The following is a 10778-nucleotide window of genomic DNA, read 5'->3' as shown; positions in this document are numbered from 1 at the left end:
CGTCCGTTCGAGACGGTGGGTGCGGTCGGGCGCATGGCGGCGGCGATCGGCCACGACGAGGGCCTGATCTTCCGCGCGATCGGCGACCAGCTGGCGCTCTGCCCGCCGATGATCGTCACCGCCGACGACATCGACGAGATCATGGCCCGCATGGGACGCACGCTCGCCCGACTGACGGATACGGCGCACAAGGAGGGGCTGATCTGACCCCCTCGCGCCGCCGCCTCGGAGACGGTTTCGGACGTCTCCGGTGGAGGACCGGCGAGGGATTTGCGATTCGGAACGAGGCACTGAGCGCAGTCGATGCCGGTGGCATCGGCGCGCATCGGCAACGACGCTCCGGACGAAAAGGACCGCCGGGCCGACCCGGCAGACTTTCGAAACAGGCTCTCACACCATGAGGTGGCGGCGAACCTCCGGGTCGTCGAGATCGGCGCCGACGCCCGCAAACACGATCCGGCCGCGGTCGAGGATGTAGACCCGGTCGGCGAGCTCGCGGCAGAAGTCGAGATATTGCTCGACGAGAAGGACGGCGATGCCGGCCTCTGACCGGAGATAGCGGATGGCCCGGCCGATATCCTTGATGATCGAGGGCTGGATGCCCTCGGTCGGCTCGTCGAGCACCAGGAGGCGCGGCCGCGTGACGAGCGCGCGGCCGATCGCGAGCTGCTGCTGCTGGCCGCCGGACAGATCGCCGCCGCGCCGCCCGAGCATCGATTTCAGCACCGGAAAGAGCTCGAACACGTGGTCGGGGATCGTGCGATCGCCTCGCTTCACCGGCGCGAAGCCCGTCTGGAGGTTTTCCTTGACCGTCAGGAGCGGAAACACCTCGCGCCCCTGCGGCACGAAGCCGATCCCGGCCCGCGCGCGCGAATAGGGCGCGCTCGATCCGAGATCCTCGCCGCCGAGCTGGATGGTGCCGCGCCGGATCGGCTGCTGGCCGACCACGGCGCGCATCAGCGAGGTCTTGCCCACGCCGTTGCGCCCGAGGACGCAGGTGATCTCGCCGACCTTCGCCTCCAGCGACACGCCGCGCAGCGCCTGCGCGGCACCGTAGTAGAGATCGACGTCGGAAACGGTCAGCATGGGTCTGCGCCCTTTCGTGTGGCCGGCGGCGAAGGGCCGGCGAGGATTGTTTCGTCGCCCGGAGAAGCCGGGCGCACTCGGTGCCGGAGCGTCGGCCAAGCGACGGACGAGACCCGCCGGCCCGACCCGCTCGAGGCCATCGAAAACGCGCTAACGCCCGAGATAGACCTCGATGACGCGCGGATTCGCCGAGACGTCGTCGAGCGGGCCTTCGGCGAGCACGTGGCCCTCGTGCAGGCACGTCACCTTGACGCCCAGCATGCGCACGAAATGCATGTCGTGCTCGACCACGACGACCGAGCGCTCCCTTGCGATGTCGCGCAGGAGACGCGCCGTTTCCTCGGTCTCGGCATCGGTCATGCCAGCGACGGGCTCGTCGACGAGGAGAAGCTCGGGGTCCTGCGCCAGGAGCATGCCGATCTCCAGCCACTGCTTCTGGCCGTGGCTGAGGTCGGCGGCGGACGCCGCGCGCTTGTCGGCGAGGCGCACGGTCGCAAGGATCTCGTCGATCCGCGCATCCTCGGCGGCACTTCGCTTGTGCAGGAGCGCGGCGAAGATCGAGCGGGAACCGGCGAGCGCGAGGCGGAGGTTGTCCTCCACCGTATGGCCCTCGAAGACCGTCGGCTTCTGGAACTTGCGGCCGATGCCCATCGAGGCGATCTCGGCCTCGTCGTGCCGGGTGAGGTCGGTATCGCCGGCGAAATAGACATCGCCCGTGTCGGGCCGCGTCTTGCCGGTGATGATGTCCATCATCGTGGTCTTGCCGGCCCCGTTCGGGCCGATGATCGCGCGCATCTCGCCGCGCGCCACGACCAGCGACAGGTCGTTGATCGCCTTGAACCCATCGAAGGCCTTGTTGACCCCGTTGAGATAGAGAAGCGTCTCGCCGCGGGGCGGGCGGAGTTTGGCGTCGGCCTCGCGCCGGTCCGCCATCGCGGTGGCGAAAGGATGGGGCGAGACGCGGGCGGGCGTGGTGTCTTGCAGCATCGTCATCACTCCGCGGGGTTGGCGGCGGTGTCGCCGAGGCTAGTGTCGACGCCCGTCTCGGCGCGGGCGGCCCGGCCGCGCTCCCTGAGGGCCCGCCAGCCGTGGTCAAAGGTGCCGACGATCCCACGCGGCAGGAAGAGGGTCACGAAGACGAAGAGCCCGCCGAGGATGAAGAGCCAGGCGTCGGGTGCGGCCGCGGTGAAGTAGCTCTTGCCGCCGTTGACGAGGACGGCGCCGACGACCGGCCCGAGGATCGTCGCGCGCCCGCCGACCGCCGTCCACACGACGACCTCGATCGAGTTGAGCGGGGCGAACTCGCCGGGGTTCACGATGCCGACCTGCGGCACGTAGAGGGCGCCCGCGACGCCCGCCATCATGGCCGAGAGCGTGAAGGCGAAGAGCTTCACGTGCTCGGCACGCCAGCCCAGGAACCGCGTGCGCCCTTCCGCGTCGCGCACCGCCACCATCAGCGCCCCGAGCTTGGAGCGCGTGACGGCGGCGACGACGAGAACGCCGGCGGCGAGCGCGACGGCGGTGGCGGCGAACAGCCCGGCGCGCGTCGTGGCGGCCTGGAGCGGGAAGCCAAGAATCTCCTTGAAGTCGGTGAGGCCGTTGTTGCCGCCGAACCCCATGTCGTTGCGGAAGAAGGCAAGGAGCAGCGCGTAGGTCAGCGCCTGCGTGATGATCGAGAGATAGACGCCAGTCACGCGGGAGCGGAAGGCGAAGTAGCCGAACAGGAAGGCCAGCAGCCCCGGCATCAGGACGACCATCAGGGCGGCGAACCAGAACTGGTCGAAGCCATGCCAGAACCAGGGCAGCTCCCGGTAGTTCAGGAACACCATGAAGTCCGGCAGGTCCGGGTTGCCGTAGACGCCGCGCGCGCCGATCTGGCGCATCAGGTACATGCCCATCGCGTAGGCCCCAAGCGCGAAGAAGGCGCCGTGGCCGAGCGACAGGATGCCGACATAGCCCCAGACGAGATCGAGGCTGAGCGCGAGCAGCGCATAGGCAAGATACTTGCCGAAGAGCGGCACGAGGTGGTCGGGCACATGGAGCGGATGGGTCGGCGCCAGCGCCAGATTGAGCACCGGGACGAGGACGGCGAGACCTAAGAGGGCGAGCGCCAGCCAGACGGCGCGGGGGCCGAGAAACCGTGCGGTGATCATGCGTCCACGAACCTTCCCTTGAGGGCGAAGAGGCCGCGCGGCCGTTTCTGGATGAAGAGGATGATCAGCACGAGCACGACGATCTTGCCGAGCACGGCGCCGGCATAGGGCTCGAGGAGCTTGTTGACGATGCCGAGCGAGAAGGCGCCGACGAGCGTGCCCCACAAGTTTCCGACGCCGCCGAACACGACGACCATGAAGCTGTCGATGATGTAGCCCCCACCCAGATCCGGCGAGACGTTGTCGACCTGGGAGAGCGCGACGCCCGCCATGCCGGCGATGCCCGACCCGAGCGCGAAGGTCAGCGCGTCCACCATCGGCGTGCGGATGCCCATCGCGGCCGCCATGCGCCGGTTCTGCGTGACGGCGCGCATCTTGAGGCCCGCCGAGGTCCGGTTGAGGACGAAGAGGAGCGCGGCGAAGACGCAAAGGGCAAAGACGATGATCCAGAGCCGGTTCCAGGTCACGGCCATCTGGCCGATGTCGAAGGAGCCGGACATCCAGGACGGGTTCGACACCTCGCGGTTGGTCGGCCCGAAGATCATGCGGATGGCCTGCTGGAGGATCAGCGACACGCCGAAGGTCGCGAGCAGGGTTTCCAGCGGGCGCCCGTAAAGGAAGCGGATGATGCCGCGCTCCATCACGAGGCCGACGAGGCCCGAGACGAGGAAGGCGAGCGGCAGGGCGACGGCGAGCGACCAGTCGAGCCATTCCGGCGCGTGATCGCGCATCGCCTGCTGCACGACGAAGGTCGTGTAGGCGCCGAGCATCACCATCTCGCCATGCGCCATGTTGATCACGCCCATGACGCCGAAGGTGATGGCGAGGCCGATGGCGGCGAGAAGCAGGACGGAGCCGAGCGACAGCCCGTACCAGACGGTCTGCGCATGGCCCCAGAGCGCGATCGTACCCTCCACCGTGGCGGCGCCCTTCTGCGCGGCGGCGGCCACCGCCGGATCGGCGTCGCCGGCCGCCGTGCGCAGCATGTTGAGCGCCGCACGGTCGCCGCGCGCCTCGAGCGTCGCCACGGCCGCCACGCGCTCGGGTGCCGGGCGGTCGGACTTCAGGACCGCGGCGGCGCGCGCCTCGGCCAGCGCCGCGTCGACGCGGGCGTCGTCCTCGCGGGCGATCGCAGCGTCCAGCATGTCGATCTGGTCCGGCGAGGCGCGCTCGAAGAGGGCGGAGGCGGAGGCGAGGCGCGCGGCCGGATCGGCCGAGCCGAGCGTCAGCGCCCCCATCGCCTCGGCGACGAGCGTGCGGATGGAGTTCTTGACGCGGACCTTTTCCAAGGCCGCCTTGGGCCGTTCCCCGAGCGCCTCGCCGGTGAGGGGATCGCGCACAGCGAGCGACGCGCCGCGCCCCTCGCCGATCACGACGCGGCCCCCGTCCTTCTCATAGTAGAGATTGCCGTCGGCGAGCGCCTGCAGCGCCGGGGCGACCGCGGGATCGCCGGTGGCGGCCAGCGCGCGGATCGTCGCTTCCGTATCCTCGAAGCTCTTCTTGCCGCCGAAGGCCTGGATCAGCGAGGCGGGGTCGGCGCCTTGCGCCGATGCCGGAGAGGACGGCAGGAGCACCAGGGCCGCGGCGAAGGCGAGGACGAGAAGGGCAGGGCGCAGGGCGATAAGCCGGCGAAGCCAATCGGGCATGGGTCCACTCCAGACCGGGGTCGCGCGCTCGTCGAGGTGGGGCCGACGCTCGCGGAAGATCGAAGGACGAGCGCCCCGCCGGGCCGGCGGGGCGAGAGGATCGGGAGGGGCCGCCGGGACGGCCCCTCCCCGCGCGGTCAGTTGGAGGCCGCAACTCCGGCACCGCCGCACTTGCCGGTCTCGGTGTTGAAGTTTCCGCAGGACATCGGGGCGCGCCAGTCGGCGATGAGCGGCTTGGATTCCGGGAGATAGTCGGACCACTCGTCGCCGAGCACGAGGCCCGCCGTCTCGTTCACCACCTCGAACTGGCCGTCTTCCTGGATCTCGCCGATCAGGACGGGCTTGGTGATGTGGTGATTAGCGCCCATCGAGGAGAAGCCGCCGGTGAGGTTCGGCACGGAGACGCCGACCATCGCGTCGATCACCTTGTCGGTGTCGGTGGTGCCGGCGGCCTCGACGGCCTTCACCCACATGTTGAAGCCGATGTAGTGGGCCTCCATCGGGTCGTTGGTCACGCGCTTGTCGTCCTTGGTGAACTCACGCCACTTGGCGATGAACGCCTCGTTCTCCGGCGTGTCGACCGACTGGAAGTAGTTCCAGGCCGCGAGGTGGCCGACCAGCGGCTTGGTGTCGATGCCGGCGAGTTCCTCCTCGCCGACCGAGAAGGCGACGACCGGGATGTCGGAGGCCGACACGCCCTGGTTGGCGAGTTCCTTGTAGAAGGGCACGTTGGCGTCGCCGTTGACGGTCGAGACCACCGCGGTCTTCTTGCCGGCGCCGCCGAACTCCTTGATCTGCGAGACCTCGGTCTGCCAGTCGGAGAAGCCGAAGGGCGTGTAGTTGACCTTGATGTCCTCCGCCGCGACGCCTTTGGACTTGAGGTACGCCTCGAGAATCTTGTTGGTGGTGCGCGGATAGACGTAGTCGGTGCCTTCCAGCACCCAGCGCTCGACGCCCTCGTTCATCAGGTAGTCGACGGCCGGGATCGCCTGCTGGTTGGGCGCGGCGCCCGTGTAGAAGACGTTGCGCTCGGATTCCTCGCCCTCGTACTGGACGGGGTAGAACAGGATCGAGTTCAGCTCCTTGAACACCGGCAGCACCGACTTGCGTGAGACCGAGGTCCAGCAGCCGAAGACGGCCGCGACCTTGTCCTGCGCGATGAGGCCGCGCGCACGCTCGGCGAAGAGCGGCCAGTCGGACGCGGGGTCGACAACCACTGCCTCGAGCTTCTTGCCGAGGAGGCCACCCTTCTTGTTCTGCTCGTCGATGAGCATGAGCATGGCGTCCTTCAGGGTCGTCTCCGAGATCGCCATCGTGCCCGACAGCGAGTGGAGGATGCCGACCTTGATCGTGTCTTCCTGCGCATGGGCGGCAAGACCCGCCGCGAACGTGGTGGCGGCATAGGCGCCCAAGAGCCAACCGGCCTTCGTCGAAACTCGCATGGGTTGATCCCCTCATGGATGGTTCGCGGCACCCCCGCCGCACGGACGGGACCATCGGACGGCGCGCCGCGCGGGGACATACGTCAAATGACGTAGACGCCGGCCTCCGGCCTGCGCATAGGATCGGGGGCCAAGCCAACCGACCGGGACCGGAATGAACGGCCGCCAGCGCATCCTTCCCGTCCGCCGCGAATACAATCGCTGGGTCGCCAACCAGACGCTGGAAGACTACGCGCTGCGCTTCACGGCGAAATCCGCCCGGCGCTGGACGGCCGCGCGCGTCTCGCAGACGGCGATCGGCGCGATCTCCTTCCTGGCGCTGGAAGCCGTCGGCGGGGCGATCACGCTCTCCTTCGGCTTCGCCAACGCGGTGGCCGCGATCCTCGCCGCCACCGTGATCCTCTTCGTCACCGGCATCCCGATCAGCCTCTATGCCGCGCGACACGGCGTCGACATCGACCTCCTCACCCGCGGCGCCGGCTTCGGCTACATCGGCTCCACCGTCACCTCGCTGATCTATGCGAGCTTCACCTTCATCCTCTTCGCGGTCGAGGCCTCGATCATGACGGCGGCGCTGGAGCTCGCCTTCGGCCTGCCGCTGTGGATCGGCTACATCGTCTCGGCCGTGGTGGTGATCCCGCTCGTCACCCACGGCGTCACCTGGATCAGCCGCTTCCAGTTGTGGACGCAGCCGCTCTGGATCGGGCTGAACCTCCTGCCCGTCGGCTTCATCCTCGTGCAGGACTGGGGCTCGGTGGAGGCCTGGATGGCGTTTCCGGGGCTGGACGCGACGGGCCCGGACGGGTTCGACCTCCTGAAGTTCGGCGCGGCGGCGGCCGTGATCCTCGCGCTGATGCCCCAGATCGGCGAGCAGGTGGACATCCTGCGCTTCCTGCCGGGCAACGGCCGCGCCAAGACATGGAACTGGTGGTTCTCGCTGTTCGCCGCCGGCCCCGGCTGGATCGTGCTGGGCGCGCCGAAGCTCCTCTTCGGCTCGTTCCTCGCGGTCCTCGCGCTGCGCTCGGGCGTCTCCAGCGAACACGCCGCCGAGCCCGCCTACATGTACCGGGCGGCCTTCGGCTTCGTGGTGCCGAACGAGACGGCGGTCCTTCTCCTGACGGCCGCCTTCGTCGTGGTCAGCCAGCTCAAGATCAACGTGATGAACGCCTATGCGGGCTCGCTCGCCTGGTCGAACTTCTTCTCGCGCCTCACTCACTCCCATCCGGGCCGCGTCGTCTGGCTGGTGTTCAACGTGGCGATCGCGCTCCTCCTGATGGAGCTCGGCATCTACCGGGCGCTGGAGGCGACCTTCGGCCTCTTCGCCAATGTCGCGGTCGCCTGGCTCGGCGCGATCGTCGCGGATCTTGCGATCAATAAGCCGCTAGGCCTCTCGCCTCCCGGCATCGAGTTCAAGCGCGCCCATCTCTACGACCTCAATCCCGTCGGGCTCGGCTCGATGGGACTGGCGACGCTCCTGTCGATGCTGGCCTTCGCGGGCCTCTTCGGCGCGGCGCTGCAGGCGCTGTCGGTCTTCGTGGCGCTCGGCACGGCGCTCGTCACCGCCCCCCTGATCGCTTGGGCCACCGGGGGCCGGTTCTATCTCGCCCGCAAGCCGCGCGCCGAATGGGCGCGGCGGAAGACCATCGCCTGCCGGGTCTGCGAGCATCCGTTCGAGCCGGAGGACATGGCGTACTGTCCCGCCTATGCCGCGCCGATCTGCTCGCTCTGCTGCTCGCTCGACGCGCGCTGCCACGACCTTTGCAAGCCGCACGCGCGCTTTGCCGCGCAAGCCGCCTCGCTCGCCCGCGCGACGCTGCCGCGGTCCCTCCTTGCGCGCATCGGCTCGCGCACCGGGCGCTATCTCGGCGGCGTCTCGCTCCTTGCCTTCGTCCTGTCGCTGGTGCTCGGGCTGATCGACTACCAGGCGACGCTCGCGAGCCCCGAGGATTCCGAGACGATCGCCGCCGCGCTCTGGGCCGCCTTCTTCATCCTCCTCATCGTCTCGGGCATCGCGACCTGGTTCTTCGTGCTGGCGCAGGAATCGCGCCGCGTCGCGCAGGAGGAATCGGCCCGCCAGACAAGCCTCCTCCTCAAGGAGATCGCCGCCCACAAGCGCACCGACGCCGCGCTGCAGGCCGCCAAGGAGCGGGCGGAGGCGGCAAGCCTCGCCAAGAGCCGCTATGTCGTGGGCATGAGCCACGAGCTGCGCACGCCGCTCAACGCCGTTCTCGGCTACGCCCAGCTCCTCGAAGGCGACGCCGCGATCCCGCGCGAGAAGGCGGGCGGCATCCGCACCATCCGGCGCTCGGCCGAGCACCTATCCGGCCTCATCGACGGCATCCTCGACATCTCGCGCATCGAGACCGGCCGGCTGACGCTGCAGCGCTCCGACGTGCGGCTCGACGACTTCCTCGCCCAGATCGTCGACATGATCCGCCTTCAGGCCGAGGCCAAGGGCCTCGCCTTCCGCTTCGTGAAGCCGGCAAACCTTCCCGAGGTCGTGCGCACCGACGAGAAGCGCCTGCGCCAGATCCTGATCAACCTCCTGTCCAACGCGGTGAAATACACCGAGCGTGGCTCGGTCACCTTCGAGGTCGCCTATCGCAGCCAGGTCGCGATTCTCTCGATCACCGACACCGGCCCCGGCATCGCCGAGACGGAAGCGGAGCGCATTTTCGAGCCGTTCGAGCGGGGCAGTGCAGCCCGCGGCAAGCTGCCGGGCCTCGGCCTCGGCCTCACCATCACGCGCCTCCTCGCCAGCCTGATGGGCGGCGACGTGACGATGGAAAGCCGCCCCGGCGAGGGCAGCCGCTTCGCTGTGCGGGTCATGCTGTCGGCCGCCCCGCCGCGCCCTGCCGCGAACGGCGCGGCGCAAGCGCCCGAGCCTGACGCGCCGGTGCGCGGCTATGCCGGCCCGCGCCGCACCATTCTCGTCGCCGACGACGACGAGGCGCACCGCGATCTGATGGTGGAGCTTCTGCGCCCGCTCGGCTTCATCGTCCTGACGGCCGCCGACGGGCCGACGGCGCTCCGGCTGGTGGCCGAAATCCGCCCCGACCTCTTCCTTCTCGACATCCAGATGCCCGGCATGGACGGTTGGCAGCTCGCCCGGCGCCTGCGCACCGAGGGGCAGGACGGGGCGATCCTGATGCTGTCGGCAACGCTCGCCGAAATGCCGGCGCCCGGTCTTGAGGCGGAGGACGACCCGGGCGTCGCGGGCGCGCTGACGAAGCCCGTCGATCTCCGGGCGCTCCTCTCGGCGATCGGCCGTGCGCTGGCGCTCGACTGGACGCGCGACGAACCCGCGCCGCCCGAAACCCCCGCAATGGGCGGCCACGGGCGCCTGGACGCCGCAGACCTTGCCGAACTCGCGCGCCTCGGGCGGATCGGCTTTGCCAAGGGGATCGAGCGCAAGCTTGCAGCCCTCGAGGACAACCCCGCCACCCGCGACTTCGTCGCCCGCCTGCGCGAGCCCGCGCGCGACTTCGACTGGAAGCGCTTCACGGCGATCCTCGAGGAGGCCGATGATGCGTGAGGACGGCGGCCGAGGCGGCGAGAGCCATATCGTGCTGGTGGTGGACGATTCGCCCGACACGCTGCGCCTCCTCACCGATGCGATCGAGGCGACGGGGGCGACGGTGCTGGTGGCGCTGGAAGGCGAGCAGGCACTCGGCATCGCCGCCGAGATCACGCCCGACATCGTCCTGATGGACGCGATGATGCCGGGCATCGACGGGTTCGAGACGACGCGCCGCCTCAAGGCCGACCCGGCGCTGCGCCATGTGCCGGTGATCTTCATGACCGGGCTCGGCGAGACCGAGCACGTGGTGCGTGGGCTGGAGGCCGGCGGCGTCGACTACGTGGTGAAGCCGATCGTGCCGGACGAGCTTCTCGCCCGCATCCGCGTCCATCTCGGCAATGCCCGCTCGGCGCAGAGCGCGCGCGCCGCGCTCGACACGACGGGTCGCTTCCTGTTCGCCGCCGACGGGGCGGGCCGCATCCTGTGGGCGACGCCGCAGGCGGGACGACTTCTGGGCGGCGGGGCCGGCGAGGCCGCTCTGCCCTCGGCCGCGCAGGAGTGGCTGGCGGCAGGGGCCGAGCCGGCGCGCGTGCCGGCCGGCGGATGGGCCCTGCCCTCCGATCCCGACCGCCGCACGACGCTCAATTTCGTCGGCCGGATGAGCGACGGCGAACACCTCTTCCGCCTCGCCGTCGAGGACGCGTCCGCCGAGGAAGCGACCTTGCGCGACCGCTTTCAGCTCACCGCGCGCGAGGCCGACGTCCTCGTCTGGCTGTCGCGCGGCAAGTCCAACCGCGACATCGCCGAGATCCTGTCGCTTTCCCCGCGCACCGTGAACAAGCATCTCGAGGTCGTCTTCGCCAAGCTCGGCGTCGAGAACCGGGCGTCGGCGACGTTCCTGGTGATGAAGACCCTGTCGGAGCGCTGACGC

7 protein-coding genes and 1 pseudogene are annotated in these 10778 nt (G+C 69.5%); 3 read left to right on the top strand and 5 right to left on the bottom strand.

From position 1 onward, the window contains the following. Positions 1 to 207: pseudogene (locus ASF65_RS21635) on the top strand (aspartate aminotransferase family protein); the annotation flags it as partial. A 183-nt stretch (positions 208 to 390) separates the two neighbouring features. Here the strand turns inward: ASF65_RS21635 and urtE are convergent. The 5 genes from urtE to urtA form a co-directional block, all read right to left on the bottom strand. Beyond that, entirely contained in the window at positions 391 to 1086 is a 696-nt protein-coding gene (gene urtE / locus ASF65_RS05060; RefSeq protein ID WP_055886092.1) for an urea ABC transporter ATP-binding subunit UrtE, read from the bottom strand. Between the two features lie 150 nt (positions 1087 to 1236). Beyond that, entirely contained in the window at positions 1237 to 2019 is a 783-nt protein-coding gene (gene urtD / locus ASF65_RS05055; protein ID WP_055886126.1) for an urea ABC transporter ATP-binding protein UrtD, read from the bottom strand. Positions 2020 to 2078: 59 nt separating this feature from the next. Continuing rightward, on the bottom strand, positions 2079 to 3239 hold the full coding sequence (gene urtC / locus ASF65_RS05050; RefSeq protein ID WP_055886087.1) for an urea ABC transporter permease subunit UrtC: 1161 nt from the start codon (positions 3237 to 3239) through the stop codon (positions 2079 to 2081). Further along, on the bottom strand, positions 3236 to 4885 hold the full coding sequence (gene urtB, locus ASF65_RS05045) for an urea ABC transporter permease subunit UrtB (protein ID WP_055886084.1): 1650 nt from the start codon (positions 4883 to 4885) through the stop codon (positions 3236 to 3238). The genes urtC and urtB overlap by 4 nt, the downstream gene beginning before the upstream one ends. 137 nt (positions 4886 to 5022) lie before the next feature. Beyond that, a complete protein-coding gene (gene urtA / locus ASF65_RS05040) occupies positions 5023 to 6327 on the bottom strand; it encodes an urea ABC transporter substrate-binding protein (protein ID WP_055886082.1) in 1305 nt (434 codons plus the stop codon). Positions 6328 to 6481: 154 nt separating this feature from the next. On the opposite strand from urtA, the gene ASF65_RS05035 reads away from it, so the two are divergent. Both ASF65_RS05035 and ASF65_RS05030 read left to right on the top strand, forming a co-directional pair. Further along, positions 6482 to 9862 carry an ATP-binding protein gene (locus tag ASF65_RS05035; RefSeq protein WP_055886079.1) on the top strand — a complete coding sequence of 1127 codons (3381 nt, stop codon included), beginning with the start codon at positions 6482 to 6484 and terminating at the stop codon, positions 9860 to 9862. Then, positions 9855 to 10775, top strand: coding sequence for a response regulator transcription factor (locus tag ASF65_RS05030; RefSeq protein WP_156369168.1), 921 nt, complete (start codon positions 9855 to 9857; stop codon positions 10773 to 10775). The genes ASF65_RS05035 and ASF65_RS05030 overlap by 8 nt, the downstream gene beginning before the upstream one ends. The last annotated feature ends 3 nt before the right edge of the window (positions 10776 to 10778 follow it).

The sequence above is a fragment of the Aureimonas sp. Leaf324 genome (assembly GCF_001423245.1).
GTDB lineage: Bacteria > Pseudomonadota > Alphaproteobacteria > Rhizobiales > Rhizobiaceae > Aureimonas.
This window is presented reverse-complemented; position numbering and strand designations above follow the sequence as displayed.

What these genes read in the sequence shown, in the direction of transcription:
- urtE (WP_055886092.1), bottom strand. Translation starts at nt 1,086, where the DNA reads ATGCTGACCGTTTCCGACGTCGATCTCTACTACGGTGCCGCGCAGGCG.
- urtD (WP_055886126.1), bottom strand. Translation starts at nt 2,019, where the DNA reads ATGGCGGACCGGCGCGAGGCCGACGCCAAACTCCGCCCGCCCCGCGGC.
- urtC (WP_055886087.1), bottom strand. Translation starts at nt 3,239, where the DNA reads ATGATCACCGCACGGTTTCTCGGCCCCCGCGCCGTCTGGCTGGCGCTC.
- urtB (WP_055886084.1), bottom strand. Translation starts at nt 4,885, where the DNA reads ATGCCCGATTGGCTTCGCCGGCTTATCGCCCTGCGCCCTGCCCTTCTC.
- urtA (WP_055886082.1), bottom strand. Translation starts at nt 6,327, where the DNA reads ATGCGAGTTTCGACGAAGGCCGGTTGGCTCTTGGGCGCCTATGCCGCC.
- ASF65_RS05035 (WP_055886079.1), top strand. Translation starts at nt 6,482, where the DNA reads ATGAACGGCCGCCAGCGCATCCTTCCCGTCCGCCGCGAATACAATCGC.
- ASF65_RS05030 (WP_156369168.1), top strand. Translation starts at nt 9,855, where the DNA reads ATGCGTGAGGACGGCGGCCGAGGCGGCGAGAGCCATATCGTGCTGGTG.